At 68.8% G+C, this 25,304-nt stretch carries 26 protein-coding genes and 2 pseudogenes; 7 read left to right on the top strand and 21 right to left on the bottom strand.

Features of this window, described 5'->3' with window-relative positions; translation table 11 throughout:
* Positions 1-189 precede the first annotated feature (189 nt).
* Positions 190-561: pseudogene (locus tag H5395_RS13775) on the top strand (restriction endonuclease); the annotation flags it as partial.
* Between the two features lie 117 nt (positions 562-678).
* Here the strand turns inward: H5395_RS13775 and H5395_RS13770 are convergent.
* The 10 genes from H5395_RS13770 to H5395_RS13725 form a co-directional block, all read right to left on the bottom strand.
* Positions 679-873, bottom strand: coding sequence for a PLD nuclease N-terminal domain-containing protein (locus H5395_RS13770; RefSeq protein WP_182793150.1), 195 nt, complete (start codon positions 871-873; stop codon positions 679-681).
* Positions 874-1,022: 149 nt separating this feature from the next.
* Positions 1,023-2,321 carry an ATP-dependent protease ATPase subunit HslU gene (gene hslU / locus H5395_RS13765; protein ID WP_182793149.1) on the bottom strand — a complete coding sequence of 433 codons (1,299 nt, stop codon included), beginning with the start codon at positions 2,319-2,321 and terminating at the stop codon, positions 1,023-1,025.
* Between the two features lie 54 nt (positions 2,322-2,375).
* Positions 2,376-3,218 (bottom strand): MaoC family dehydratase N-terminal domain-containing protein, encoded by an 843-nt coding sequence (locus tag H5395_RS13760; protein ID WP_255440672.1) that lies wholly within the window; start codon positions 3,216-3,218, stop codon positions 2,376-2,378.
* Complete coding sequence (locus tag H5395_RS13755) at positions 3,215-4,309, bottom strand: CaiB/BaiF CoA-transferase family protein (RefSeq protein WP_182793148.1); 1,095 nt, start codon at positions 4,307-4,309, stop codon at positions 3,215-3,217. The genes H5395_RS13760 and H5395_RS13755 overlap by 4 nt, the downstream gene beginning before the upstream one ends.
* The gene (locus H5395_RS13750) at positions 4,309-5,472 is read right to left on the bottom strand and encodes an acyl-CoA dehydrogenase family protein (RefSeq protein WP_182793147.1); all 1,164 of its coding nucleotides are present in this window, start codon (positions 5,470-5,472) and stop codon (positions 4,309-4,311) included. The genes H5395_RS13755 and H5395_RS13750 overlap by 1 nt, the downstream gene beginning before the upstream one ends.
* Positions 5,473-5,610: 138 nt before the next feature.
* Entirely contained in the window at positions 5,611-5,847 is a 237-nt protein-coding gene (locus H5395_RS13745; protein ID WP_182793146.1) for a hypothetical protein, read from the bottom strand.
* 188 nt (positions 5,848-6,035) lie between these two features.
* Positions 6,036-7,040 (bottom strand): patatin-like phospholipase family protein, encoded by a 1,005-nt coding sequence (locus H5395_RS13740; RefSeq protein ID WP_182793145.1) that lies wholly within the window; start codon positions 7,038-7,040, stop codon positions 6,036-6,038.
* A gap of 172 nt (positions 7,041-7,212) precedes the next feature.
* A complete protein-coding gene (locus tag H5395_RS13735; protein ID WP_182793144.1) occupies positions 7,213-7,725 on the bottom strand; it encodes a DUF4142 domain-containing protein in 513 nt (170 codons plus the stop codon).
* Between the two features lie 28 nt (positions 7,726-7,753).
* Positions 7,754-8,266 carry a ferritin-like domain-containing protein gene (locus H5395_RS13730; RefSeq protein WP_182793143.1) on the bottom strand — a complete coding sequence of 171 codons (513 nt, stop codon included), beginning with the start codon at positions 8,264-8,266 and terminating at the stop codon, positions 7,754-7,756.
* Positions 8,267-8,355: 89 nt separating this feature from the next.
* Positions 8,356-8,871 (bottom strand): ferritin-like domain-containing protein, encoded by a 516-nt coding sequence (locus tag H5395_RS13725; protein ID WP_182793142.1) that lies wholly within the window; start codon positions 8,869-8,871, stop codon positions 8,356-8,358.
* A gap of 176 nt (positions 8,872-9,047) precedes the next feature.
* Between H5395_RS13725 and H5395_RS13720 the strand changes: the two genes are divergently transcribed.
* Entirely contained in the window at positions 9,048-10,040 is a 993-nt protein-coding gene (locus H5395_RS13720; protein ID WP_182793141.1) for an SDR family oxidoreductase, read from the top strand.
* A gap of 164 nt (positions 10,041-10,204) precedes the next feature.
* Positions 10,205-12,208: a BCCT family transporter gene (locus tag H5395_RS13715; protein WP_182793140.1), complete on the top strand. Its 2,004-nt coding sequence runs from the start codon at positions 10,205-10,207 to the stop codon at positions 12,206-12,208.
* Position 12,209: 1 nt separating this feature from the next.
* On the opposite strand, the gene hslV is transcribed toward H5395_RS13715, so the two are convergent.
* Positions 12,210-12,737 (bottom strand): ATP-dependent protease subunit HslV, encoded by a 528-nt coding sequence (hslV, locus tag H5395_RS13710; RefSeq protein ID WP_182793139.1) that lies wholly within the window; start codon positions 12,735-12,737, stop codon positions 12,210-12,212.
* 87 nt (positions 12,738-12,824) lie between these two features.
* Between hslV and H5395_RS13705 the strand changes: the two genes are divergently transcribed.
* Both H5395_RS13705 and H5395_RS13700 read left to right on the top strand, forming a co-directional pair.
* A complete protein-coding gene (locus H5395_RS13705) occupies positions 12,825-13,721 on the top strand; it encodes a hypothetical protein (protein ID WP_182793138.1) in 897 nt (298 codons plus the stop codon).
* Positions 13,722-13,784: 63 nt separating this feature from the next.
* Positions 13,785-15,002, top strand: coding sequence for an NAD(P)/FAD-dependent oxidoreductase (locus tag H5395_RS13700; RefSeq protein WP_182793137.1), 1,218 nt, complete (start codon positions 13,785-13,787; stop codon positions 15,000-15,002).
* Between the two features lie 207 nt (positions 15,003-15,209).
* Here the strand turns inward: H5395_RS13700 and H5395_RS13695 are convergent, their stop codons facing one another.
* From H5395_RS13695 to H5395_RS13650, 10 genes are all read right to left on the bottom strand, one after another.
* A complete protein-coding gene (locus tag H5395_RS13695; RefSeq protein ID WP_182793136.1) occupies positions 15,210-15,539 on the bottom strand; it encodes a DUF1491 family protein in 330 nt (109 codons plus the stop codon).
* Positions 15,536-16,480, bottom strand: coding sequence for a GTPase Era (gene era, locus H5395_RS13690; protein ID WP_182793135.1), 945 nt, complete (start codon positions 16,478-16,480; stop codon positions 15,536-15,538). Before era ends, H5395_RS13695 begins: the two co-directional genes overlap by 4 nt.
* A complete protein-coding gene (gene rnc / locus H5395_RS13685) occupies positions 16,477-17,166 on the bottom strand; it encodes a ribonuclease III (protein ID WP_182793134.1) in 690 nt (229 codons plus the stop codon). The genes era and rnc overlap by 4 nt, the downstream gene beginning before the upstream one ends.
* Positions 17,167-17,175: 9 nt before the next feature.
* Positions 17,176-17,970, bottom strand: coding sequence for a signal peptidase I (lepB, locus tag H5395_RS13680; RefSeq protein WP_182793133.1), 795 nt, complete (start codon positions 17,968-17,970; stop codon positions 17,176-17,178).
* 91 nt (positions 17,971-18,061) lie between these two features.
* Positions 18,062-18,466 carry a holo-ACP synthase gene (gene acpS / locus H5395_RS13675; RefSeq protein ID WP_182793132.1) on the bottom strand — a complete coding sequence of 135 codons (405 nt, stop codon included), beginning with the start codon at positions 18,464-18,466 and terminating at the stop codon, positions 18,062-18,064.
* A gap of 31 nt (positions 18,467-18,497) precedes the next feature.
* Positions 18,498-18,944 (bottom strand): hypothetical protein, encoded by a 447-nt coding sequence (locus H5395_RS13670; RefSeq protein ID WP_182793131.1) that lies wholly within the window; start codon positions 18,942-18,944, stop codon positions 18,498-18,500.
* Positions 18,941-19,684, bottom strand: a complete 744-nt coding sequence (locus tag H5395_RS13665; RefSeq protein ID WP_182793130.1) for a pyridoxine 5'-phosphate synthase — start codon at positions 19,682-19,684, stop codon at positions 18,941-18,943. The genes H5395_RS13670 and H5395_RS13665 overlap by 4 nt, the downstream gene beginning before the upstream one ends.
* A gap of 30 nt (positions 19,685-19,714) precedes the next feature.
* On the bottom strand, positions 19,715-20,596 hold the full coding sequence (locus H5395_RS13660; protein WP_234450757.1) for a 4-(cytidine 5'-diphospho)-2-C-methyl-D-erythritol kinase: 882 nt from the start codon (positions 20,594-20,596) through the stop codon (positions 19,715-19,717).
* A gap of 30 nt (positions 20,597-20,626) precedes the next feature.
* The gene (locus H5395_RS13655; protein WP_182793129.1) at positions 20,627-22,591 is read right to left on the bottom strand and encodes a tetratricopeptide repeat protein; all 1,965 of its coding nucleotides are present in this window, start codon (positions 22,589-22,591) and stop codon (positions 20,627-20,629) included.
* Positions 22,592-22,663: 72 nt separating this feature from the next.
* A complete protein-coding gene (locus H5395_RS13650) occupies positions 22,664-24,319 on the bottom strand; it encodes an electron transfer flavoprotein-ubiquinone oxidoreductase (protein WP_182793128.1) in 1,656 nt (551 codons plus the stop codon).
* A gap of 194 nt (positions 24,320-24,513) precedes the next feature.
* Here H5395_RS13650 and greA point away from each other — a divergent pair, with 194 nt between their 5' ends.
* Both greA and H5395_RS13640 read left to right on the top strand, forming a co-directional pair.
* The gene (greA, locus tag H5395_RS13645) at positions 24,514-24,984 is read left to right on the top strand and encodes a transcription elongation factor GreA (protein ID WP_182793127.1); all 471 of its coding nucleotides are present in this window, start codon (positions 24,514-24,516) and stop codon (positions 24,982-24,984) included.
* Positions 24,985-25,006: 22 nt separating this feature from the next.
* Positions 25,007-25,304, top strand: a pseudogene (locus tag H5395_RS13640) (hypothetical protein); the annotation flags it as partial.

Genomic DNA, 25,304 nt, shown 5'->3' with positions numbered 1-25,304 from the left:
TCAGCCTGCCGCAGGATCGCGATGATCTGAGCCTCAGTGTATCTGCTTGTCTTCATTCGAAATCTCCTCGTTCATCTTGCCGAGAAAATTCTACTTATGAAGCCCCTTACTTTCGGGGAGGATTACCGAGGCAGGATATGCGGCAAGTCCTAGTAGGATGCGCAGCCGTGGCGATTAGGGAAAAAGGGTGCGGACGGCGGCATCGACGGGCGGCTGCTCTTCGGCAAGACCAACGTGGCGCTGGTGTCGGTCAAGGGCGGCAAGGATCGGCAAAGGAACCACATCGACCAGTTGCGCGCGGTGATCCTACGCGAAAAGGCCGATATCGGCGTGTTCCTGACCCTGCATGAACCGACCGGCCCGATGAAGGCCGAGGCGGCGGGGGCGGGGCAGTTCACGCTTGACGGCTTTGACCCGGTGCCGCGCATCCAGATCGTCACGGTCGAGGAGGCCATGGCCCTGCGCGAACGGGCGGTGCGGATTCCGCTGGCCCGCGCCGACACCTTCCGCAAGCCCGCGCGCGAGGAGGATAAGTCCCGGCAGTTCGGGCTGGACCTGTAGGCGACAAACGGAAACGACCCCTGCAACAGGGGCCGCCCGGGGACTGCCATGCGCCGCTTTCCGGCGCTTGTTCCCCGCGGCCGGGGGGCCAGGGGCAAGGGCCGCGATGCCCCTTGCTCAGAGCCGGCGGGCTTGGTCGGCTTTCGGCCCGGCGAACCACCAGATGATGAGACCCAGCACCGGCAGGATCGCCACTAGCAGCACCCACAGGATCTTGGACCCCGTGCCGGCCGGCGACCGGATGATCGAGGCGATGGCCCAGATGTCCAGAATGAAGATGATGAAGCCGAAAAGGCCGTTCACGAAACTCATCGTCCAAGGCTCCGTTGCAGCGGGCGCGTGGGCGGCCCGACGTTTGCGTCGCTGGTCCAACGGATGGGGCCGCCTGCGGTTCCCCCTGCGCGCAAGGGTGGGAAGGGGGGCCTGCGCCTTGACGAAAGCCCCCGGCGGCGGCGCGGCCCCTACAGCACGTAGCGCGACAGGTCGGCGGACCGCGCGAGGTCGCCCAGTTGCGCTTCGACGAAAGCCGCGTCCACCGTGATCGCCTCGCCCTTGCGGTCGGGGGCGGTGAAGGAGAGTTCCTCGAAGACGCGCTCGATCACCGTGTAAAGGCGGCGGGCGCCGATGTTTTCAACGCTGCCGTTCACGTCGGCGGCGATGCGGGCAAGCGCCGCGATGCCGTCGGCGGTGAAGGTGATCTCAAGCCCTTCGGTCCGCATCAGGGCGGCGTATTGCAGGGTCAGGGCGTTGTCGGTTTCCGTCAGGATGCGGACGAAATCCTGTTCGGTCAGGGCGCGCAGTTCGACGCGGATGGGCAGGCGGCCCTGAAGCTCGGGCAGCAGATCCGAGGGCTTGGCGATGTGGAAGGCTCCGCTGGCGATGAACAGGATGTGGTCGGTGCGGACGGGGCCGTATTTGGTGGAGACCGTGGTGCCCTCGATCAGGGGGAGGAGGTCGCGCTGGACGCCCTCGCGGCTGATGTCGCCGCCACGGGTCTCGGCGCGGGCGCAGACCTTGTCGATCTCGTCGATGAAGACGATGCCGGATTGCTGGACGGCGTCGAGGGCGGCGGCCTTGATCTGCTCGTCGTCCAGCAGCTTGTCGGCCTCCTCGGCGATCAGCAGGTCGTAGGATTGCGCGACCGACACCTTGCGGCGCACGCGGCGGCCGCCGAAAGCCTTCATCAGCGCGCCGAGGTCCATCATCTGGCCCATGCCGGGCTGGCCGGGAATCTCCATCCCGAGGGGGTTGGAGGTGTCGTTGATGTCCAGTTCGATCACGGTGTCGTCCAGTTCGCCCCGGCGCAGCTTGCCGCGGAACAGCTCGCGCGTCTGGTCGCGGGCGTTCTCGCCGGCAAGGGCCTCGATCACCCGGGCCTCGGCGGCCTCGCGGGCGCGGGAGTTTACCGCCTCGCGCATCCGCTGGCGGGTTTCCACCATGGCGGCGTCGGTGAGGTCGCGGATGATCTGTTCGACGTCGCGGCCGACATAGCCCACCTCGGTGAACTTGGTGGCCTCGACCTTGACGAAGGGGGCGTGGGCCAGCTTGGCCAGCCGGCGCGAGATCTCGGTCTTGCCGACGCCGGTGGGGCCGATCATCAGGATGTTCTTGGGGTAGACCTCGTCGCGCAGGTCGTCGGCAAGCTGCTGGCGGCGCCAGCGGTTGCGCATGGCGACCGCCACCGCCCGCTTGGCCTCGGCCTGTCCGATGATGAAGCGGTCAAGCTCGGCGGTGATCTCGCGGGGGGTCAGGTCGGTCATGGCGTCCTCAGGTTGCTTGCGGCTGACTTAGGCAGCGCAGGCGCGGACGCCAAGTCACCAGCTTGCGCGGGCCTGCATCGCAACGGGGCCATCCGCCTGCGCGGTCCAGAGGTTCAGGGCCTCGCCGTCGGCGGTCGCGTTCAGGCTGTAGTCGGCGGTGTCGAAGATGGTGGAGAGGCTGCGGAAGTCGAAGGTCTTGGGCACATGGCCTCGGGTCTTTTCGGCGAGGTGGACAAGCTGGGACGCCTGCAGGGGACCGTGGACGATGAGGCCGGGGTAGCCTTCGACCTCGCGGGTATAGGGCGCGTCGTAGTGGATGCGGTGGCCGTTGAAGGTCAGGGCCGAATAGCGGAACAGCAGCGGCGCGGTGGGTTCGACCGTGATGCGGTGGGTGCCCTCGGGGGCCGGGGGCGGCGGCGCTTTCGGCGGGCTGCTGGCTGCGTCGAGGTCGCGGTAGACGATGTCCTGCCGTTCGGTCAGGACGTGGCGCGAGTCGCTCTCGATGCGGTGTTCGACGGTCACGAAGCAGAGGGGGCCGGTGCGGCCCTGTTTCACTGCGACGTCGCGGATGGTCGAGCGGCGGGTGACGGTCTCGCCGATGCGGATGTCGTCATGGAAGGAAAAGCTGCCGCCGGCCCACATCCGGCGGGGCAGGGGGACGGGCGGCAGGAAGCCGCCGCGCGCGGGGTGGCCGTCGGGGCCGAGCTGGTCGATAGGGGCTGCCGGAGGCGCGAGGCAGAGGTGGATCATCACCGGGGCGGGGGCGCCGGGCGCGGTGTCGCCGGTCCGGCCGAAGGTGGTGTTGAAGCGTTCGACCAGTGCGGGCGTCACGGCTTCGGATTTGATCTCCTTGCTGCCGATCCATCCGCGCAGGTGGTCGAGGTCCAGGTCCATCATGCGTCCCTCAATGCCGGCACGCTGCCATAGCTGCGGATCTCGTCGGTGAAAACCGCGCCGGGGGCGGGGTAGCTGACGGGGCCGGCCCCGGTCTCCACGGTGATGCGGCGCAGGTGCGGGTGCTGCGACAGCGCCGCCATGTCGTTGACCGAGGCCAGCGCCACATCGGCGGCCAGAAGTGCGTCGATGGCGTCAAGCTCGGTCAGGCGGGCGAAACCGGCGGCGACGGTGGCATCGGTCTCGGCGCGGTTTTCCACGCGGGCCACGTTGGTGGCGAAGCGGGGGTCGCGGCCGAGGTCGGGCTGGTTCAGGAAGACCTCGGCCAGCTTGCGCCATTCGCGGTCGCTTTGCACCGAGATCAGGATCTGCTTGCCGTCCTTCGTGGAAAACACGCCGTAGGGGGCGATGGAGGGGTGCGCCATGCCGAGACGTCGGGGGGTCTTGCCGCCCTCGTGCTGCAGCAGCGGCACGGTCAGCCAGTCGGCCATGACGTCGAACATGGACACCGAGATGTTCGCGCCCTTGCCGGTGATCCCGCGCCGGATCAGGGCTTCGAGGATCGCGGCATGGGCTGTCGCGCCGGTGGCGATGTCCACCAGCGAGATGCCGACGCGGGCCGGTTCCTGCGGCCCGCCGGTGATGGAACACAGGCCCGATTCGGCCTGGATCAGCAGGTCATAGGCCTTGCGGTCGGCCATCGGGCCGTCCTCGCCATAGCCGGTGATCGAGCAGGTGATGAGCCGCGGCCAGTCCGCCGCCAAGCGGTCGAAGCCGAAGCCCAGCCGGGCCAAGGCGCCGCGCTTGAGGTTCTGGACCAGAACGTCGGCGCCATCGAGCAGGCGCGTCAACTCCGCCTTGCCCTCGTCCGAGGCGAGATCCAGCACGACGGTTTCCTTGCCGCGGTTCAGCCAGACGAAATAGCTCGACTGGCCCCGTGCCACGTCATCATAGCCGCGGGCGAAGTCGCCCTCGGGGCGTTCGATCTTGATGACCTTCGCCCCCGCGTCGGCAAGGCGCGAGGTGGCGAAGGGGGCGGCGACGGCCTGCTCGATGGCGACGACGGTGAGGCCGGAAAGGGGAAGCGTGCTCATCAGTAGCTCTTGGGCATGCCGAGGACGTGCTGGCCGATATAGCCCAGGATCATGTTGGTCGAGATCGGGGCGACCTGGTAGAGCCGGGTTTCCCGGAACTTGCGTTCAACATCGTATTCATTGGCGAAGCCGAAGCCGCCGTGGAACTGGATGCAGGCATTCGCGGCCTCCCAGCTTGCTTTCGCGGCGAGGTATTTGGCCATGTTCGCCTCGGCCCCGCAGGGCTGGTCGGCGTCGTAAAGCTCGCAGGCGCGGAAGCGCATGAGGTTGGCGGCCTCGACCTCGATATAGGCCTCGGCGATGGGGAACTGGACGCCCTGGTTCTGGCCGATGGGGCGGCCGAAGACCACGCGTTCGTTGGTGTAGTTCACGACGCGGTCGGTGAACCAGTAGCCGTCGCCGATGCATTCGGCGGCGATCAGCACCCGCTCGGCGTTCAGGCCCGAGAGCAGGTGCTTGAAGCCTTGTCCCTCGGTGCCGATCAGGTTCTCGGCGGGGATTTCGAGGTTGTCGAAGAACAGTTCGTTGGTCTCGTGGTTGACCATGTTGGCGATGGGGTTGACGGTCATGCCGCCGCTGGCCTGCGCTTCCTTCACATCGACGATGAAGATCGACATCCCTTCCGAGGGCTTCCTCGCCTGCTCGATGGGGGTGGTGCGGGCCAGCAGGATCATCAGGTCGGAATGCTGGACGCGACTGATCCAGACCTTCTGGCCGTTGACGACGTATTTGTCGCCCTTTTTCACGGCAGTGGTCTTGATCTTGGTGGTGTCCGAGCCGGTGGTGGGTTCGGTCACGCCCATCGACTGCAGCCGCAGGTCGCCGCTGGCGATGGGCGGCAGGTAGCGGCGCTTCTGTTCCTCGGAGCCGTGCTTGATCAGGGTGTTGATCACATACATCTGCCCGTGACAGGCGCCGGAGTTGCCGCCCGAGCGGTTGATCTCCTCCATGATGACCGAGGCTTCGGCAAGGCCGAGGCCCGAGCCGCCGTATTCCTTGGGGATCAGGGCTGCCATCCAGCCGGCGCGGGTCAGGGCGTCCACGAATTCCTCGGGATAGCCGCGGGTCTCGTCGATGCGGCGGTGGTATTCGTCGGGGAACTGGGCGCAAAGGGCGCGCACGGCGTCGCGGATGTCCTGATACTGGTCCGGCCGGTCGATCATCAGATGCCCCTGTCAGCTTGCCCGTTGCAGCAGGGAAGATGCTCGGGTCGATGCGATAAGGCAAATAGATGATGGTGCTGGCGTATATAGAAAAAAGTTATGGATGGATCGATGCGCAGGCGACGGTCCGGTCGGGCCTCATTCCCTTGCGGTCTTCGGCACCGGCTGCGGCGGGGTGCCATAAAGCCGGGGATCGACCGGGTTCAGCATCCCGTCATCCTGCGACATCGGTTGCGGGTTTTCCAGATATTCGAAGCTGCCCTTGCCGTCCGGAGAGGTGCCTGCCGCCCAGCGGTTCCTGCAGCATCTTGGCGAGGACGGGTCGGGGCGCTCAGGCTTGGCGTCGATCTGAAGGTGCTTGGTGCGGAAGAGCATCCGGGACTTCTTGTGTTGGCGTCGTCTGGCGGCAGCCGCGGGCGATGCGGGGTTGCCCGGCGCGCCAGGGTGCCGCCGGGGCTTGTCCGGGATGGCGCATGAGGGACCAGCAGGGCCACGAGGAGGGAGGAACGGGCCAGTTTCAAGGGGAGTTGCGGGCCGGGCACATATGTCGGGCGGTCGGCAGGTCAGCTGCGGAAGTCGTGGCGCGTGACCTGCAGGCCCGGTTCGGGCGCGGGACCGGCGGCGGCAAGCGCCTGTCGCATCGCCTCCTCTCCGGCATGGATGCGGCGGGCAAGGGCCGCGGGCGAATAGTCGAAGGCCTTGGCCCCGACCTCCCAGTCGCCGCCGTCATAGCCGAGGTGGTGGATCGCCACGGGAATGCCCGCGTCCCTCAGCGGGGGCGCGGCCTCCAGCGTCAGCCGTTCCAGCGCGTGTCGGGTCTGGGCCGCGAACATCAGGTCCTGCCCGCGGCGGACAAGGGTGTCGGGGGACGTGGCGCGGCGGGCCTGCGGCGGCCAGAGGTCCAGCGCCCAGCAGATCGTCTCGCGTTCCGGCCGGTCGCGGAACAGCGCGGCGACGGGCAGGTTCGCCGACAGCCCCGGAGCGACCAGCAGGCGGCCGTCGATCTCGACCGGCGGGAACAGCAGGGGCAGGGCAGCGCTGGCCATCAGGTGATCGACCGTCAGACGGGTATGGGCGCTGTCGAAGACCACGTCCTCGGCCGTCTGCTGGTCCAGCGCGTTGACGATCAGCCGCACGGGGCCGTCGTTCAGGTGATCGAAGTCGATCAGGTCCAGCAGCGTCCGGCGCATGGGCACCGTGGAATGCAGGTGGTCGTCGTCGGGGGCAAGGGGATGGGCGGCCCAGAGCCCCGGCAGGGTCGGGCGGAACAGCAGCGGCTGGCCACCAAAGAGCGCCCGCAGCGCCGCCATCTGCCGCATCCCCCGCAGGGTGCCGAGAACCGAGTTGTCCTGCGCGCGATCCCAGAAAGCCTCGATCCGCTCGGCCGCCGTTTCGGGCGGGCCGCCCAGCCACAGCGCCGCCGTGACCGCCCCGATCGAGGCGCCGGCGACGCGGGACACGGGAATGTCCGCCTCGACCAGCGTCTGGATGGCGCCAAGGTGAAAGGCGCCCAGCGCATTGCCGCCGGCAAGGCAGGCCCAGTGGTCGGGGCTGGATCGTTCGGCCATGTCGCATTCCTGATCTGAGGGAGTCGGGGGCATAATCCCCGGTGGAGGGAATGGTTCACCCCCCCGCAGGCCGCATGGACGGGATCAAGGCAGCACTGCGCTGGACACATGGCTTGTTCCCCGCACATCGGCCGGGTTTTCGCCGATGTGGCAGAGAGGGCCGGTCCCGATCCTATTGCGCCGTCAGGTTACGGGCCTGTTCGAGATGCTGCTGCAGCACCGGCAGGCTGTCGCGGGCATAGCCGATCAGCAGGTCGTTGTCGCCGTTCTCGGCGTATGCGCCGTAGAGCGCGACCGCCGCCTCATGCGCGGCGACCTGACCCTTAGCATAGGCGGCATCGAAGGCGTCTTCTTCCGCGCCCTTGATGACCGCCATCATCCCCGCATGAGGCTCGGCGAGTTCATTGGGGATCAGCAGCCCCTGGTTCGTCGCCATGGCCAGCAGATCGCCGTTGTTGGCCGTGTGGTCGCGGATCATCGTCTCGGCGAAACCCCGGGTGGCGTCGTCCTGCGAACGCTGCAGGGCGAGTTCGCTGGACCGGATCTCGAACACCCCGCCGCTGGCGGCCCGGTTGACGAAATCCTGCGCGATGATCCCCTGCGCGCCGCCGGCAGGAACCTCCTGCGCGATGGCGGGGGCAAGGCCCGCCAGCGCGAGGACCGCGGAAAGGACAAGCGTTCTCATGGTTTTTCCTTCACGCAAGGGGGCGGTTTCACCGCTTGGCGGTGGGATCGCCCGCCGCCGCGCGGTCGAGGAAGTCGCGGGTGGTGCCCGGCAGATGGGTGCTCAGCCATTCGGCCATGGCGATTTCCTCCTGCAGGTTCTGCTGGCAGACCTGCGCCACCTTTGTCTCGCCCAGATGCTCGGCCGCGGCGATCAGCGCGGTGTAGGAGGCGATCTCCATCTGCTCGAAGGTGTAGCTGACGAGCGAGCCCTTCATGATCTCGTCGCCGGCGAAGGCGCCGCCCACGGCCTGCGCGGTCGCCATCAGCTTGGCGCCCGTGTCCTTCAGCATCGAGGTGCCCTCGTCCATGCCTTCGAGGCATTCCTTGAGGCGGGCGGCCTGCCCCTGGGTTTCCCGGATATGCTGGCGGATGCGCTGTTCCAGGTCGGGATAGTTGTCGATCCGCTCGGCCTGCGCGGTCAGCATGGCCTCGGCCTGTTCTTCCATGGCATGGGCGTCGCGCAGCCAGGTCACAAGCCAGCTTCGTGCTTCGTCGGACATGTCCTTGATCTCCTGTGTTGCTGGACCTTTCCGGTCCGGGAGGCGGCCCCGGGGCGGAGGGCGTCCCTCCGCCCCGGGGCGCGGCAGGATCACTCCTCGCCTTGGCCCTCGCTCTCGCCCTCGGCTTCGCGGTTGGCCTGTTCGGCGATCCGGCTCAGCAGTTCGTCGGCGCGCTTTTCTTCCTCGAGGCTTTCGTTCAGCAGCCCGGCGGCGTCCTGCAGGCCGAGCTGTTCGGCCCAGGTCCGCAGGGTGCCGTAGCGGGCGATCTCGTAATGCTCCATCGCCTGGGCGCCGGCGATCAGCACGGCATCGGCGGCGTTGCTGTCCTTGAACTCCTCCAGATCATCCTCAAGCTCGGCCGACAGCCCCTGGATGCTTTCGCAGGTCTTGCCGCGGGCGGGCTTGCCGAGGATCTCGAACACCTGCTGCAACCGCTCGATCTGGTTCTCGCTTTCCCCGGCGTGGTTCTGCAGCGCCTCGGCGAGTTCAGGGTTCTGCGCGGCCTTCGCTGCCTTTTTCAGCGCACGGACCGAGGCGCGCTCGGCAAAGAGCACGTCCTTCAGCCCGGCATGGAAAGCGTCTTCAAGGGTCTTGGTGGTCGCCACGGCGATGTCCTTTCGGTCGGGAACGGATTGCCTTGGCAACGGTCACTCGTCCGAAAGGTTGCGGGGGATCCGCATGAAATTTTTTGCTGCCCGCAGGGGAACCCCGATCGCGACTTTCCGATTGCTTCCCGGGGATGCCGGGAGGTTGCGAACCGGGTGCGGCGAAGGAGCGCGGGATGAAGACGCTGAAACCCTTGTCGGAACAGGTCATGGTCGTCACCGGCGCGTCAAGCGGCATCGGACTGGCCACCGCGCGGATGGCGGCGGCGCGGGGCGCAAGGGTCGTGCTGGCCGCGCGGTCTGCAGGGGTGCTGGACGACGTGGCGCGCGGGATCGAGGCCGAGGGCGGGCAGGCGCTGGCGGTGCCGACCGATGTCGCCGACCGGGCGCAGGTCGAGGCGCTGGCGCAGGCGGCCGTGGCGCGGTTCGGGCGGATCGACACATGGATCAACGACGCGGGCGTGTCGATCTGGGGGCGGATCGACAGGACGCCCGAGGCCGACATGCGCCAGTTGTTCGAGATCAACTTCTGGGGCGTCGTCCATGGCAGCCTTGTCGCCCTGCCGCATCTGAAGGGCAGCAGGGGGGCGCTGATCAACGTGGGCAGCCTGGGGTCGGATTACGCCCTGCCGCTGCAGGGGGTCTATTCGGCCTCGAAACATGCGGTCAAAGGCTTCACTGACGCCCTGCGGGCCGAGTTGAAGCACGAGGGCGCGGGCGTGACCGTCACGCTGGTCAAGCCCGCCGGGATCGGCACGCCCCTGGCGCGGCACGCCCGCAACCTAATCGGGCGCGAGGCAAAGGTTCCGCCGCCGATCTACAGCCCGCGCGAGGCTGCCCGCGTCATCCTGCGGGCCGCGACCCGCCCGATGCGGGACGCCTTCGTGGGCGGCGCGGGTCCGATGATGAGCGCAGGTGCCGCGCTGGCCCCGCGGCTGATGGACGCTATCGGCGCGACGGTGCTTTACGGCATCCAGCAGGGCAAGGGACCGCCCCAGCCGGGCGACAACCTGCATGGCGGGCTGGCCGAGGGGCAGGAGCGCGACATGGCGGCCTCGGCCATGGCCCGCCCGAGCCTTTATTCCCGCGCGACCAACAGTTCCGCCACGCCGCTGCTGGCAATGGGGGCCGCGCTGGGCGCCATGGCGCTGATGGGACGCCGGAGGTAAGGGAAAAGGGCGGCAAGGGCGCTGGGCTGGCCCCTGTCCGGCGGGTGACGCGCTGCAGCCGCACCGGGTCATGCAGGTCAGAAAAACAGCACACGCCTGCGTGAACCATTGGCCTCGCGCGGTTGTTACAGGGCGGTGACATCCTCAGCGAAAGGCCGACCCGCTTGCGTGGCTTCATCATCAACAAGCCGGTCTTCATCGGCTCTGTCGCGATCACCGGCCTTTTCGTAGCGGTCGGCGTGCTTCTGCCCGGACAGGCGGAGGCCATCTTCACGGGCGTGCAAAGCTGGACGCTGGCCTCCTTCGGCTGGCTCTACCTGCTGTCGGTTGCGATCTTCCTGGGCGCTGTCGTCTTCTTTGCGGCAAGCCGCTATGGCAACATCAGGCTCGGCCCCGACGAATCCACCCCGGACTTTCCCTATCTGTCCTGGTGCGCGATGCTGTTCGCGGCCGGCATGGGCATCGGGCTGATGTATTTCGGCGTGGGCGAGCCGATGACCCATTACGCCAATCCGCCCGACGCCGAGCCGCTGACGGTCGCGGCCCAGCGGCAGGCGATGAGCATCACCTTCTTCCATTACGGCCTGCACGCTTGGGCGATCTATGCCGTGGTCGGACTGTCGCTGGCCTATTTCGGCCACCGCTACAACCTGCCGCTGACGATCCGTTCGGGGCTTTATCCGCTGCTGAAGGAACGGATCAACGGTCCCATCGGCCATGCGGTGGATATCTTCGCCATCTGCGGGACGCTGTTCGGGGTCGCCACCTCGATGGGCTTCGGCGTGCTGCAGATCAACGCGGGGCTGGAACATCTTTTCGGCATTCCCAACAACGTCATGGTGCAACTGGTCCTGATCGCGATCGTCACCACGGCGGCCACGATCTCGGTCGTGACGGGGGTGGACAAGGGCATCCGCATCCTCAGCGAACTGAACCTGATCTTCGCCATCCTGCTGATGGTCTTCGTGCTGGTGGTCGGGCCGACGGGGCTGCTGATGCGCGACCTCGTGCAGAATGTCGGCTTCTACCTCGACACCTTCCTGCTGCGGACCTTCAACATCTATGCCTATGAGCCGAAGCCCTGGATCGACGCCTGGACGCTGTTCTACTGGTCCTGGTGGATTTCCTGGTCGCCATTCGTAGGGATGTTCATCGCCCGCATCTCGCGCGGGCGGACGGTGCGCGAATTCGTGGTGGCGGTGCTGTGCGTGCCCGTGGGCTTCACCTTCCTCTGGATGACGGTTTTCGGCAACACCGCGCTGTTTCTGGATACCACGGTCGCGGATGGGGCGCTGTCCGCCGCCGTGGCCGCGGACATGTCGGTGGCGCTGTTCCAGTTCTTCGAATACCTGCCGATGCCGGCGATCACCTCGACCCTCGCGGTGGTGCTGATCGCGGTGTTCTTCGTGACCTCCTGCGATTCCGGCTCGCTGGTGGTGGACACCATCGCGGCCGGGGGGCGCACCGATACCTCTGCGATGCAGCGGGTGTTCTGGTGCGCGCTGGAAGCCGTGGTTGCAGGTGTTCTGCTGCTGGCAGGGGGCCTGGGCGCGCTGCAGTCGGCGACCATCGCCTCCGCCCTGCCCTTCACGCTGATCATGCTGGTGCTGATCTGGGGGCTGGCCAAGGGGATGCGGGCGGATGTAGCGCAGCACCAGATGGGCAAGTCCCTGGCCGCCCGCCGGGCCGAGCCCGCGACCGGGCCATCCTGGGAACGGCGGCTGGCGATGATGCTGGACGCACCGACCCAGGCCGATGCCGAGCATCACATCGCCCGCACCGTTGTGCCGGCGCTGCGCGAGGTCGCCGCCGAACTGACGCGGCGGGGCCTTGGCGCCAGCGTCACCTCCGGCAACGGCGAGGATGCGGCGGTGCTGAAGGTTCCCTCGCCCAACAGCCGCGATTTCGTCTACGGAGTAAAGCCCGCCAGCCGCGCGGTCGCCGCCTTCACCATGCCCGATGCCGCCGATCCCGAACTGCGCCATGAGGCGCGGACTTTCTTCAGCGACGGCAGCCAGGGCTATGACCTGATGGGCATGACGTCCGACCAGATCATCTCGGACGTGCTGGCGCAGTTCGAACGCTACCTGCAGCTTGTCCGCCTGCCGGAAACGGCCCTGCTGGTCGGCGCCCCCGAGCATGAGCCGGAGGCGCCGTCGAAGGAATAGCTCAGGCGGTGATCCGCTCGATTGTCAGGCTGACGTTGGTGTAAACGCAGATCTCCGCCGCGATCGCCATGGCGCGGCGGGCGACCTCCTCGGCGCCCAGGTCGCTGTCCATCAGCCCCCGCGCCGCAGCCAGGGCGAAGTTCCCGCCCGAGCCGATGGCGGCGACGTCATGTTCGGGTTCCAGCACGTCGCCCGCGCCGGTCACGACATAGACCTGCGCCCCGTCGGTCACGATAAGCATTGCTTCAAGGTTGCGCAGGTACTTGTCGGTGCGCCAGTCCTTGGCCAGTTCCACGCAGGCGCGCTGCAACTGCCCCGGCGCGGATTCCAGCTTGCGCTCCAGCCGCTCCAGCAGGGTGAAGGCGTCGGCGGTGGAACCCGCGAAGCCCACCACCACGTCGCGGCCGCCCGGCGACAGGCGGCGGACCTTGCGGGCCGTGCCCTTCATCACCGTCTGCCCGACGCTGACCTGCCCGTCGCCGGCGACGACGACCTCATTGCCGCGGCGCACCGCCAGGATCGTGGTCATGCTGTGTCCTCATCATTAGTCCTGCGGGGCCGAGATATGGCCGGGCGCGGGCTTCCGCAACGCGGGGGGGGCGATTAGACCTGCGGCATGGCCCCAACCCTTCGCGTTCATCTTCACGGCGGAATGCTGCGCAATGCGCGGGCCGGGACCTTCCCCGCCATGGCGGTGCTGGCCCGCGCCGTCGAGGCACAGGGCTGGCGCGTGAGCTTCGAGCCTGCCTCGCCCGAGGCCTACCAGACCGCGCCACCGCCGGGCGACTATGCGCTGCTTCACATGAAGCAGCCGCTGCATCCCCGCACCCTGACGCTGCGGCGGGCCTATCACTATCCCTTCTGGCGGATCGAGCAGGTGGCCGAACGCTGGCGCTTTGCCGTGGCGCAGGCGCGGTTCGATCCGGCCGAGGTCGATGGCAACGAAGCCGCCGGTTTTGTCCGCCGCCTGCGCCGGCGGGTGCTGCCGGGACCTGAACCCCGGCGCGGCGACCACATCCTCGTGCCATTGCAGGGCCATATCCGTCGCATGCGTTCGTTCCAGACCATGAGCCCGGTCGAGATGCTGGACGCGGTGTGCCGCACCGGGCGTCCGGTTATGGCGACCCTGCACCCGTCCGAACGTTACGATGACGCGGACCACGCCGCGCTGGCGGCGCTGGCGCGGCGGCACCCTGACCTCTCCATTGGCGGCGATACCATGGCGCTGTTGCGCGACTGCGCATTCGTCGCCACCCAGAACAGCGCCGTGGCCCTTGACGGCATGATCCTCGGCAAGCCCGCGGTGCTTTTCGCGCAGATCGACTTTCACCATGCGGCGCTGAACGTGGCCGAGATGGGGGCCGAGGCGGCACTTGCGGCGGCGGCCGAGGCGCGGCCGGACCTCGACCGCTATCTTTACTGGTTTCTCAAGCTGCAGGCGATCGACGCGCAGGACCCCGACGCGGGCGCGCGGATGCTGGCCGCGATGCGCCGCGGCGGCTGGCCGATCTGAGGGCTTGCGCCGCCCCGGCCCCATCCGCAAAGTCGCCATCGAGTGAAAAGGCGAGGGGCGTGCATGTCGGAACGGGTGGTCATCGTGGGCGCGGGGCAGGGCGGCCTGCAGGTCGCGGCGAGCCTCAGGCAGGATGGCTTCGCGGGAACGATCACCCTGATCGGGGACGAGCCGGGATTGCCCTACCAGCGCCCGCCGCTTTCCAAGGCCTACATGAAGGACGGCGAGGACAGCCGGCTGGCCCTGAAGCCCGCGTCCTTCTTCGAGACGGCCGCGGTGGATTATCGTCCGCAGACCATCGTCGCCGGCATCGACCGGCAGGCGGGCGAGGTCGTGCTGGACGGCGGCGCGCGGCTGGGCTTCGACCATCTGGTGCTGGCGACCGGCGCCCGCAACCTGCGCCCGCCCCTGCCGGGGCTGGACCTGCCCGGCGTCCACGAGTTGCGCGGCCTTGCCGACGCGGCCCGCCTGCGCGACGCCGTGGCCGGGGCAAGGCGCGCGGCGGTGATCGGCGGCGGATTCATCGGGCTGGAGTTCGCGGCCGTGGCCGCCGCCGCCGGCCTGCAGGTCACGGTGATCGAGGCCGCCGACCGCCTGATGTCCCGCGCGGTCACGCCCCCGATCTCGCAGCGCTTTCTTGACTTCCACTGGGATGCGGGGGTCGAGGTCCGCCTGTCCTCGCTGGGCCGGGGCATCACTGGGACCACGCAGGCCGAGGGCGTCGAGCTTGCCGATGGCAGCACCGTTCCCGCCGATCTTGTCCTTCTCGCCGTCGGCGTCCGCCCGAACAGCGAGCTTGCCGCCGAGGCCGGCCTGCCCGTCGCCAACGGCATCGTCGTGGACGGTCACCTGCGGACCGGGGACCCCCGCATCTTCGCCGTCGGCGACTGCGCCAGTTTTCCTCTGAACGGCATCGCCACCCGGCTTGAGTCGGTGCAGGCCGCCGCCGACCATGCCCGCCACGTCGCCCGAACGATCACCGGCGCGGATCAGCCGCCCTATGACGCGCTGCCGTGGTTCTGGTCTGACCAAGGTCCGCTCAAGCTGCAGATCGCCGGGCTTTCCACCGGCTGGGACGACACCCATGTGCTGACCGACGCGAGCGGTGCCGTGGACACCAGCTTCGTGTTCCGCGCGGGCCGGCTGATCGCGGTCGAGACGGTGAACCAGGCCGGCCGCCACATGGCCGCCCGCAAGCTCCTTGCCGGAGCGCCGCTGATGCGCGATGAGCTTGCGGTCGCGGACTGGGATCTGCGCGCCGTCCTCACCGCCCGGGGGTGAGGCCGCGTTGCGGAGGGCAAGCGGAAGGCGGCGGACTGTCGCTCGCCTGCCGCGCTGAAATCAGCCCATCGGCCTCATCCGGCGCGGAAACGCTCATGGCGGCTGTGTCCTGATCCGCCTCCTCTGCGCGCGCTCGGGAACCACCGAGATATCCGGGCGAAGATGAACGGGGTCGCGTGGGTCCGGTTCGGTCGTCGGGTCGCTCGGTCAGTCCGCAAGCTCCGTCGGCGCGTGGCCCTCAGGCAGTTCCAGTTCGATCACCCACAGGTCGGGATCGGTCGCGCGGCGACGGCGGGCCGCCGCGTCGATCTCGCGCGGCGAGCCCTCAAGCTGCATCACCCAAGGCCGCGCGTCGGTCATCGGGTCATAGTCCTGCCCCCACAGCTCGGCCCGGCCACCCGGCCGCACCACCGTCAGGCAGATCGCGCCCGCGGTGTCGTCGCCGCGGTGGATCACGTAAGCCCCACGGCTTTCCAGATCCGCCCGCCGCAGCAGTGCCGCGACCCGCAGCCCGGCCGTCAGCCGCGGCTGCATCATTTGCCGTCGCGGAAATCGAGCCCCATTTCGGTATAGCGCTCGGCCTCGTCCAGCCAGTTCTCGCGCAGGACCACGCGCAGGAACAGATGCACGGGGCGGCCCATGAACTCGACCAGTTCTTCGCGGGCGGCGCGGCTGACGGCCTTGATCGTCTCGCCGCCCTTGCCCAGCACGATGCCCTTGTGGCCGGCGCGGCTGACGTAAACGATCTGGTCGATGCGGGCGCTGCCGTCCTGCCGCTCCTCCCAGTTCTCGGTTTCCACCGTCAACTGGTAGGGGATTTCCTCATGCAGTCGCAGGGTCAGCTTTTCCCGCGTGATCTCGGCCGCGATCATCCGCATCGGCAGGTCGGCAATCTGGTCCTCGGGGTATAGCCACGGGCCTTCCGGCACCTCGCCAGCAAGCCAGTCCATCAGGTCGCCCGTGCCATGCCCGCGTTCGGCCGAGATCATGAAGGTGCGGACGAAGGGAAAAGCCTCGTTCATCCGCTGGGACAGGGCCAGCAGTTCCTCGGCCTTCACCCGGTCGATCTTGTTGATCGCCAGCGCCACGGGATGCCCGCCCGCCTTCTCGGCCAGCGCGTCGAGGATCGCCTGCACACCGTCCGTCAGCCCGCGATGCGCCTCGATCAGCAGCACGACGATGTCGGCGTCTGCCGCCCCCCCCCAGGCCGCCGCCACCATCGAGCGGTCGAGCCTGCGCCGCGGCCGGAAGATGCCGGGCGTGTCCACGAAGACGATCTGGCTTTGCCCGTGCATGGCGATGCCCCGGATGCGGGCGCGGGTCGTCTGCACCTTGTGGGTGACGATCGAGACCTTGGCCCCGACCATCCGGTTCAGCAGCGTGGATTTCCCGGCGTTCGGTTCGCCGATCAGGGCCACGAAGCCGGCGCGGGTCGGGCCTTCGGGCGCCTGCTCGGGTGCGGTCTCGTTCTCGGTCATGCGTTATCCCCGATCTTGTCCAGCATAACGCTGGCGGCGGCCTGTTCGATGCTGCGCTTGGTGCCGGTGCCGCTGGCCTCGGCCTGCCGCCCGTCGTCCAGCCGCACGATGATGCGGAAATGCGGCGCGTGGTCGGGGCCGGAGCGGTCTGCCACCTCGTAGGCGGGCGGACCCATGCCCTTGGCCTGCGCCCATTCCTGCAGCGCCGTCTTGGGATTGAAGGCCGCTTCCTCGGCCCCCGCGATCCGCGCGCCCCAGAGGCGCAGGATCATCGCCCGCGCCGCCTCGAACCCGGCGTCGATATAGACGGCGGCGATCACCGCCTCCATCGCGTCGCCCAGCAGCGCGTCCTTGCGCCGACCTCCGGTCATCATCTCGGACCGGCCGAGCTTCAGCACATCCCCCAGCCCGATCTGGCGGGCGATCTCGGCGCAGGTCTCGCCCCGCACCAGCGCGTTCAGGCGCGGGGCCAACTGGCCCTCGGTCGCGCCCCGGTCGGCCTTCAGCAAGGCTTCGGCGATGGTCAGGCCCAGCACCCGGTCGCCCAGGAACTCCAACCGCTGGTTGTCGGGCCGGGTGGCCGAGGAGAGGCTGCCATGCGTCAGCGCCCGGACCAGCAGCGCTGGATCGGCAAAGTCGTGACCCAGCCGCGCCGAGAAACCGGCAAGCTCGGCCGACAGCTTCACCGCGCCACCTCAGTGGACCCCATGAAAGAAGCGGTCGCCCCGCCAGGTCCAGAAATACAGCAGCGACGAGCCCGCCGAGGAGAACATCACCCGGTCGGCGCGGCCGATCAGGAACTCGGCCGGCACGAAGCCGAGGCCACCGGCAATGGCCGGCACCCGGCTGTCTTCCGAATTGTCGCGGTTGTCGCCCATGAAGAAATAGGTCCCCGCCGGCACGGTGAAGACCGGCGTGTCGTCCAGCGGCCAGTTGTCCACGAGGTTCAGCACGTCATGGCTGCGCCCTTCGGGCAGCGTCTCGGTGAAGCGCGGCGTCTCGCAGGGGCCACCCTCGGCCACCGGCTCGTTGGTGCAGCGGGGCAGGGTGCGGGCAGGGCCTTGGGGCAGCTTCGGTTCGACGAAGATGCCGTTGGGGGTCTGCGGCACGGGCTGGCCGTTCAGGATCACCTGGCCGTTCCGCATCTGCACCGTGTCGCCGGGCAGGCCGATCACCCGCTTGATGAAATCGACGCCCCGCGTCGGATGGCGGAACACCACCACGTCGCCGCGCTCGGGGTCGGACCCGAGGATGCGGCCGTCGATGGGACAGAGCGCGAAGGGGCAGGAATAGCGCGAATAGCCATAGGCCATCTTGTTGACGAACAGGAAGTCGCCGATCAGCAGCGTGTCCTTCATCGAGCCCGAGGGAATCCAGAAGGGCTGGAAGAACAGGGTGCGGAAAATGCCCGCGATGACCAGCGCCCAGAAGACGGTCTTCACCGTTTCCCAGATTCCGCCTTCCTTCTGCGCCGTCTTCGTGCGGGCCATGCTGTCTCTCGTCCAATGATCGGGGGGTTCTTGGGCGCGGGGGACGGGTGAAGTCAAGCCGAACCACGCCGAACCCGCGCGGGCGTGAACGTCAGCCGGGTTCCGGCAGCGCCTCGATCACCACGAAGGCCTGCGCCCAGGGGTGGTCGTCGGTCAGCGTCACATGGACAATGGCGCGGTGGCCGGGCGGGGTCATGGCCGCCAGCCGGTCCGCCGCCCAGCCGGTCAGGGCCATGGTGGGCTGGCCAGAACGAAGGTTGTCCACCGCCATGTCCCGCCAGGCGATGCCCATCGCCAGCCCGGTGCCCAGCGCCTTGCTGCAGGCCTCCTTCGCCGCCCAGCGCTTGGCCAGCGTCGCCGCCTCATGCGGACGGCGAGCGGCGCGGGCGAGTTCGCGTTCGGTGAACACCCGGTTGCGGAAGCGGTCGCCATAGCGGTCCAGAACGCCGGCGATGCGGTCGATGTTGCAAAGGTCGGTGCCGATGCCGAGGATCATGGGGTGTCCCGGCAGCTGGACGGCGAAGGTTTCACGGCGAAATCCCGGCTGCGATGGCGCCAGTGTTCTGGTCGATTGTCACGCGCAGCCTCGCCGGCGCTCCCCCGCCCGTATCGGGATCGTAGCGTTCCGCCGGGATTGTCAGCGTCAGGCCCTTCGCCAGATCATAATCCGCGCTGCGCGCCGCGAAATCGAGATTGTAAAAGCCGCTTCCTTCTTCCAGCGACACCCGGCGGCACTGACGCATCCCGGTTTCGTCGCGAGGCGGAGAGATCACCATGAGGTGCAGCGCCGCCCCGGCCGGTTCGACATTGTCGAACAGCGCGACGCGGATCGCGCCCTCAGCATAGGTGGCGGCGTTTTCTCCCCACGGCTCGACGAGGTAGCGGGCGTTCACGGCCCCGTCGCAGGGACCGACATGGGCGGCGAGGCCCGCAGAGGGCAGCACTGCAAGGGTCAACGCGGCCACTAGCTTCATGCCGTGAGCCCGCGCGCCGTGTCCATGCGCGCCCGCATTTCCCGGATCGCGGCGTCAAGGCCGGTGAAGATCGCTTCCGAGATCAGGAAATGGCCGATGTTCAGTTCGCGCAGTTCGGGGATGGCGGCGATGGGGCCGACCGTATCGAAGGTCAGGCCATGCCCCGCGTGCACTTCCAGCCCCAGCGAGGCGGCGAGGCGCGCGCCTTCGGCGAGGCCCGCCAGTTCGGCATCGCGGGCGGCGTGGTCGCCCTCGGTGTCCAGGTCGCAATAGGCGCCGGTGTGCAGTTCCACTACCGCCGCACCGATGCGGGCGGCGGCCTCGATTTGGGCGGGGTCGTGGCCGATGAACAGCGACAGGCGGCTGCCCGCCTCGCGCAGGGGGGCGATGAACTCGGCCAGGCGCTGCTCGTCGCCTGCCACGTCCAGGCCGCCCTCGGTCGTGCGCTCCTCGCGCTTTTCGGGGACGATGCAGACGGCGTGGGGGCGATGGCGGAGCGCGATGGCCTGCATTTCCGCGGTCGCCGCCATTTCCAGGTTCAGGGGGACGTGCAGCGCCTCGGACAGGCGGGCGATGTCCTCGTCCGAGATGTGGCGGCGGTCTTCGCGCAGATGGGCGGTGATGCCGTCGGCACCGGCCTCCTGCGCCAGCAATGCCGCGCGCAGGGGATCGGGCCAGGGAGAGCCGCGCGCGTTCCGCACGGTGGCCACATGGTCGATGTTGACGCCCAGTCGCAGCATGACGGTTCCCCCTGATGTCCGCGGCCGAGCCTAGCCCTGCGGCGTGGCCGAGGGTAGCCCCGTGATGGTCCGGGTGGCGCGCGCCCACCAGCCGGGGTTCGCGGCGAGGATGGCGCGCGCGGCGGCTTCGGCCGAGGGCGCATCCGCGAAGATGCCGAAGCAGGTCGCGCCGGAACCCGACATCCGCGCCAGCCGGGCGCCTTGCGCGGTCAACGCCGCAAGGCAGTCGGCGATGACCGGCCGCAGTGTCAGGGCGGGCGGCTGCAGATCGTTGCGGGTGCCGCCAAGCCAGCCCAGCAGCGTCCCGGCATCCGCAAGGGCGGGCAGGTCCGGCAGGGGCGGTCCATCGCGCCGTTCCAGCGCGTCGAAGACGGCGGGCGTCGGCGTCTCGACGCGCGGGTTCACCAGCACCAGATGCAGGCTGGGCAGGTCGACGGGCGTGATCCGCTCGCCCACGCCCTGCATTCGCAGGGGGCGGCTGAGCAGGCAGGCGGGCAGGTCCGCGCCCAGCGCCTCGGGGCGTTCAGGCACCCGCTCCAGCGCCCGCAGCACCGCCGCCGCGTCCGCCGTGCCGCCGCCGATGCCCGAGGCGGGCGGCAGGTGCTTGTCCAGCACCACCACTGCCTCGGTGCCCACGTGGCGCAGGGCGCGCAGGCACAGGTTGTCCTCGCCCGCCGGCACCGCATCGGCGAAGGGGCCGGTGACGGTCAGCGAGGGCGGGCCGGGCGAAACCGTCACCCGGTCGCCCAGTTCGGTGAAGACCACCAGCGAATCGAGCAGGTGATAGCCATCCGCCCGCCGCCCGGTGACATGCAGGGCAAGGTTGATCTTGGCAGGGGCGGGTTCGATGCGGGTCATGGGCGCAAGGGCGGGCCGAGGACCCGCTTCGGACAGGGAAGGACGGGAGTTCATCCGGTCAGCCTCATGGACGCAGGACCCGCCTTATGGCCGGGGCGGAAGGTTGCCGGCGGGTGCCTCTGGACCGGACGCCGAGGGCGCCTCGCCCGTCTCCTCCGCTTCCGCCGCAGGGGCTGGTTCAGGCTCGGGCAGGCCGAAGCCCTCGGGCAGGGTGCCGCCATTGGCGCGCTCGGCCTCCAGCACGGCGTCCAGCCCGACCTCCAGCTTGGCGCGGATGCGGTCCACGTCGGTGTCGGTGTCCTCGGGCTTGTAGAGGCTCAGGGCGCGCTGCCACTGGATCTCGGCCTCGCGCTTGCGGCCTGCCATCCAGTAGATGTCGCCCATGTGGTCGTTGACCAGGCTGTCGTCGGACATGACAGCCACGGACCGCTCCATCGGCTCGACGGCTTCCTCGTAACGGCCCAGCCGGTAATAGGCCCAAGCCAGCGAATCGAGGATGTAGCCGTCGTCCGGGCGCAGTTCGACCGCACGCTTGATCAGGTCCAGCCCCTCGTCCAGCCGCACGTTCCGGTCCACCCAGGAATAGCCGAGGTAGTTCAGGATCGGCGCCTGGTCGGGCTGCAGGTCCAGCGCAGCCTGGAAATCCGCGTCGGCGCCATCGTAGTCGCCCGAGCGTTCGCGGGCGATGGCGCGGGCGTAAAGCGGGAACCAGGTCGCCTGCGGGTCTTCCTCGGCCTGCAGGATCTGCAGGGCGCGGTCATAAACGGGTACGGCCTCGGCGAACTTGTCGTTCTGCCGCAGCACATCGCCCAGCGCCACCCAGGCCTGCGCGTAACCCGGATAGGCCTCGGCCAGCATCCGGGCCGCCGCCTCGGCAGCCTCCATCCGGTCGGCGCGGACAAGCGAATCGATGCGGACCAGTTCGGCAGCCGGGCGCATCTGACCTGCCTGCCGCAACGCGTCGAACTCCTGTTCCGCCAGGTCGAACTGGCCCGCCGATTGCAGAAGCTGGGCGATCATCAGCCGCGCGTCGGGCAGCGTCGGATCGAGATACTGCCCGAGCCGCGCGTAAAGCAGCGCCAGCGGGTCGGTTTCCTCGTTCCCCATCAGCGCGCCGCCGAAGATCACCAGCACCTGCGCCAGCCCGTCGCGCGGGTCCTCGACGATGTCGAAGGGCACCGTTTCCCCCGCCTGCAGCCGCTGGCGCAGGTCGATCAGGACCGGCTCGTTCTCGATGGCGTCCAGCGTGTCGAGAAAGGCGATCGCCTCGTCGTTGCGTTCAAGCTGGGACAGCACCTGCACGCGGGCGATCACCCCTTGCAGGTGCGACGAGGCCTCGGGGTTGTTCAGCGCGGCAGCCGCGCCCTCGTAATCGCCGACGCTGGCCTTGGCGAGCGCAAGCTGGAAGCCTGCAATCCCGGCGGCGCCCGTTGCCCCGGCGAGTTGATCCAGTTCGGCGAAGGCTTCCGAGGCGCGGCCCACGCCCATCAGCGCCCAGGCGCGGAACAGCCCGTCCAGCAGCGGCCCGCCCGCGCTGGGCGTCGAGGGGTTTTGCTCCAGCGTCGCCAGCACGGCGGGCCAGTCCTGCTGCCGGGCCAGATCGACGCGGCGGATCAGGGCGGCGAGTTCGGTCGTGTTGTCCTCGCCTTGCGGCAGGCTGCCGGCAAGCGCCACGGCCTGGTCCATCTGCCCCGCCGAGACCATGGACACCAGCGCCCCGTCCTGCAGGAAGGGGTCGGTCCCGTCCACCTCGACCGCGCGGCCGAAATACCGGGCGGCGGCGGTGAAGTCGTTGTCGGACGCAGCCTGCCGCGCGGCCAGGTAAGGCCCGGCGAGGCCCGGCAAGCGGTTCACCCGCGTGGCGATTCGCGCATCCGGGGCTGCCACTGCATCCGCCCGGGGCAGGGGCGCGCTGCCCGGAACCGGCGCGGGAGGGGACTCGGCCTGCGCCAGAACGGATGCGCCGCCTGCGGGCAGGACCCACGCATGGCCGGGCAGGGCGGTCGAGATCAGCGCGGCGGCGACCGCCAGGCTCAGGATCGGCTTCATCGAACGGCAATGCCCCGCGGAATGGTTGATGTCGGGTGGCGGCCCCGGAGGCCGGGCCGGTCGGCCCCGGCGTCACATGTTGGGATAGTTCGGCCCGTCGCCCCCTTGGGGTGTGGTCCAGACGATGTTCTGCAAGGGGTCCTTGATGTCGCAGGTCTTGCAGTGGACGCAGTTCTGGAAGTTGATCACGAAGCGCGCGCCCTCGGGCACCGACTTGTCCTCGACCACCTCGTAGACCCCGGCGGGGCAATAGCGCTGCGCCGGCTCGGCGTATTCCGGCAGGTTCACCCGGATCGGGACGGTGGGGTCCTTCAGCTTCAGGTGGCAGGGCTGGCTTTCCTCGTGGTTGGTGAAGGAGAATGCCACGTTGGTCAGCCGGTCGAAGCTGAGCTTGCCGTCCGGCTTTGGATAGTCGATCGGGCGGTAGTTCTTCGCGGGCCGGGTCGCGGCGGCGTCGGTCTTGCCGTGCTTCCAGGTGCGCAGGATGTTGCGGTTGAAGAGGCTCGCCACCCACATGTCCATGCCGCCGAGCGCAAGGCTGCCCATCATTCCCGTGCGCGACCAGGCCGGCTTGACGTTGCGCACGCGCTTGAGGTCGCGGGCGATCAGGCCCGAGCGCACGTCGGCCTCGTAGTCCACCAGCTCGTCGCCCTCGCGCCCCGCGGCGATGGCCGCCGCCGCCGCATTGGCGGCCGCGATCCCCGACAGCATGGCGTTGTGGTTGCCCTTGATGCGGGGGACGTTGACCATCCCGGCCGAGCAGCCCAGCAGCACCGCCCCCGGCACCGTCATCTTCGGCAGCGACTGCCAGCCGCCCTCGGAAATCGCCCGTGCCCCATAGGCCACGCGCTTGCCGCCTTCCAGCAGTTCCGCGATGGCCGGATGGTGCTTGAAACGCTGGAACTCGGCGTAGGGGTAAAGGTAAGGGTTCTCGTAGTTCAGGTGGACCACGAAGCCGATGAAGACCTGGTTGTTCTCGGCGTGGTAGATGAAGGACCCGCCGCCCGCGTTCTTGCCCAAGGGCCAGCCCATCGTGTGAACGACCGTGCCTTCCTTGTGCTTGGCCGGGTCGATCTCCCAGATCTCCTTCATGCCGATGCCGAACTTCTGCGGCTCGTGCCCGGCGGAAAGGTCGTATGTCTCGATCAGTTGCCTGGCCAGGGACCCGCGCACGCCCTCGGCGATCATCACGTATTTGCCACGCAGTTCCATCCCCGGCTCATAAGAGGGACCGGGGGTGCCGTCGGATTCCCTGCCCATCTCGCCCGCGACGACGCCGGCCACCCGGTCGCCGTCCATCACCAGCTCGGATGCGGCCATGCCGGGGAAGATCTCGACGCCCAGTTCCTCGGCCTGCTCGGCCAGCCAGCGGCAGACATTGCCCATGCTGACGATGTAGTTGCCGTGGTTCGACATCAGCCGCGGCATCGGCCAGTTGGGGATGCGGACCGAGCCCGCCGGACCCAGCATCACGAAGCTGTCCGAGGTCACGGCCGTCTTCACCGGCGCGCCCCTGTCCTTCCAGTCGGGGATCAGCGCGTCCAGCCCGACCGGGTCCAGCACCGCGCCCGACAGGATATGCGCGCCCACCTCGGAGCCCTTCTCCAGCACCACCACGTTCAGGTCCGCGTCGATCTGCTTCAGGCGGATCGCCGCCGACAGGCCCGCAGGCCCCGCCCCGACGATCACAACGTCGAACTCCATCGACTCGCGTTCGATCGTGCTCATGGCTGGCCCCCTCTGGCATCGCTGGATCGCGGATTTGTCCCGACATAGGGGTGTTCTCCCCCTTGCACAACACGCCATGGCGTGCATTCCCCTGCGACAGGCGCTTGCGTCGGCCCCGTGGCCGGGGCACCATGCGGCCTGCATCTGACGACGCCCCCGCCCCTCGGCCGGGGGCGTTTGCACACGAGGAAGCGATGGAAAAGATACCGATGACCCGCGCGGGCTTCGACCAGCTCGATGCCGAGCTGCGCGACCTGAAGGCGGTCGAGCGTCCCGCCGTGATCCGCGCCATCGCCGAGGCGCGCGAGCATGGCGACCTGTCCGAGAACGCCGAATACCATTCCGCCCGCGAGAAGCAGTCCTTCATCGAGGGCCGGATCAAGGAACTTGAGATGGTCATCTCGCGCGCCGAGGTGATCGATCCCGCCAAGCTGTCGGGCAGCGTCAAGTTCGGGGCGAAGGTGACCGTCGTGGACGAGGACAGCGACGAGGAAAAGACCTTCCAGCTTGTGGGCGAGCAGGAGGCGGACCTGGAGCGGGGGTTGCTGAACGTCCGCTCGCCGCTCGCCCGCGCGCTGATCGGCAAGGACGAGGGCGACAGCGTCGAGGTGGTGACGCCCGGCGGCCAGAGGTCCTACGAGATCCTGTCGATCCGCTATGAGTGATCTTGCCGGACGGCTGCGCCGCATGACCGAAAGACGCGACCGGGCGGTTGTGGTGGGGCTTGTCGCCTCCGCCGCCTGGCTTCTGCTGGTGCTGCTGTTCTGGCTTCTGGGACCGGAAGGGGCGCCGGCCTCTGGGCTGGTGCGCCTGGCCTCGCTTCTGGGGGTGGTCCTGCCTTTCGCGCTGATCTGGATGGCCGTGGGCCTTGCCGGCGCCATTGCCGATCTTCGGGCCGAGGCGATGCTGCTGCGGACCCGGCTGGACATGCTGCGCGGGGCCGGGCAGGACGCGCCTGCCCGCGCCGAACCAGAACCGCCCCGCA

Source organism: Paracoccus sp. MC1854 (genome assembly GCF_014164635.1).
Taxonomy (GTDB): Bacteria; Pseudomonadota; Alphaproteobacteria; order Rhodobacterales; family Rhodobacteraceae; genus Paracoccus.
The sequence above is the reverse complement of the archived record's forward strand: the minus strand, read 5'-3'. Positions and strand labels throughout refer to the sequence as shown.

Coding starts and splice junctions, on each gene's coding strand:
- H5395_RS13770 (WP_182793150.1), bottom strand. CDS start 873: ATGAGTTTCGTGAACGGCCTTTTCGGCTTCATCATCTTCATTCTGGAC.
- hslU (WP_182793149.1), bottom strand. CDS start 2,321: ATGACCGACCTGACCCCCCGCGAGATCACCGCCGAGCTTGACCGCTTC.
- H5395_RS13760 (WP_255440672.1), bottom strand. CDS start 3,218: ATGATGGACCTGGACCTCGACCACCTGCGCGGATGGATCGGCAGCAAG.
- H5395_RS13755 (WP_182793148.1), bottom strand. CDS start 4,309: ATGAGCACGCTTCCCCTTTCCGGCCTCACCGTCGTCGCCATCGAGCAG.
- H5395_RS13750 (WP_182793147.1), bottom strand. CDS start 5,472: ATGATCGACCGGCCGGACCAGTATCAGGACATCCGCGACGCCGTGCGC.
- H5395_RS13745 (WP_182793146.1), bottom strand. CDS start 5,847: ATGCTCTTCCGCACCAAGCACCTTCAGATCGACGCCAAGCCTGAGCGC.
- H5395_RS13740 (WP_182793145.1), bottom strand. CDS start 7,040: ATGGCCGAACGATCCAGCCCCGACCACTGGGCCTGCCTTGCCGGCGGC.
- H5395_RS13735 (WP_182793144.1), bottom strand. CDS start 7,725: ATGAGAACGCTTGTCCTTTCCGCGGTCCTCGCGCTGGCGGGCCTTGCC.
- H5395_RS13730 (WP_182793143.1), bottom strand. CDS start 8,266: ATGTCCGACGAAGCACGAAGCTGGCTTGTGACCTGGCTGCGCGACGCC.
- H5395_RS13720 (WP_182793141.1), top strand. CDS start 9,048: ATGAAGACGCTGAAACCCTTGTCGGAACAGGTCATGGTCGTCACCGGC.
- hslV (WP_182793139.1), bottom strand. CDS start 12,737: ATGACCACGATCCTGGCGGTGCGCCGCGGCAATGAGGTCGTCGTCGCC.
- H5395_RS13705 (WP_182793138.1), top strand. CDS start 12,825: ATGGCCCCAACCCTTCGCGTTCATCTTCACGGCGGAATGCTGCGCAAT.
- H5395_RS13700 (WP_182793137.1), top strand. CDS start 13,785: ATGTCGGAACGGGTGGTCATCGTGGGCGCGGGGCAGGGCGGCCTGCAG.
- H5395_RS13695 (WP_182793136.1), bottom strand. CDS start 15,539: ATGATGCAGCCGCGGCTGACGGCCGGGCTGCGGGTCGCGGCACTGCTG.
- era (WP_182793135.1), bottom strand. CDS start 16,480: ATGACCGAGAACGAGACCGCACCCGAGCAGGCGCCCGAAGGCCCGACC.
- lepB (WP_182793133.1), bottom strand. CDS start 17,970: ATGGCCCGCACGAAGACGGCGCAGAAGGAAGGCGGAATCTGGGAAACG.
- acpS (WP_182793132.1), bottom strand. CDS start 18,466: ATGATCCTCGGCATCGGCACCGACCTTTGCAACATCGACCGCATCGCC.
- H5395_RS13670 (WP_182793131.1), bottom strand. CDS start 18,944: ATGAAGCTAGTGGCCGCGTTGACCCTTGCAGTGCTGCCCTCTGCGGGC.
- H5395_RS13665 (WP_182793130.1), bottom strand. CDS start 19,684: ATGCTGCGACTGGGCGTCAACATCGACCATGTGGCCACCGTGCGGAAC.
- H5395_RS13660 (WP_234450757.1), bottom strand. CDS start 20,596: ATGAACTCCCGTCCTTCCCTGTCCGAAGCGGGTCCTCGGCCCGCCCTT.
- H5395_RS13655 (WP_182793129.1), bottom strand. CDS start 22,591: ATGAAGCCGATCCTGAGCCTGGCGGTCGCCGCCGCGCTGATCTCGACC.
- H5395_RS13650 (WP_182793128.1), bottom strand. CDS start 24,319: ATGAGCACGATCGAACGCGAGTCGATGGAGTTCGACGTTGTGATCGTC.
- greA (WP_182793127.1), top strand. CDS start 24,514: ATGGAAAAGATACCGATGACCCGCGCGGGCTTCGACCAGCTCGATGCC.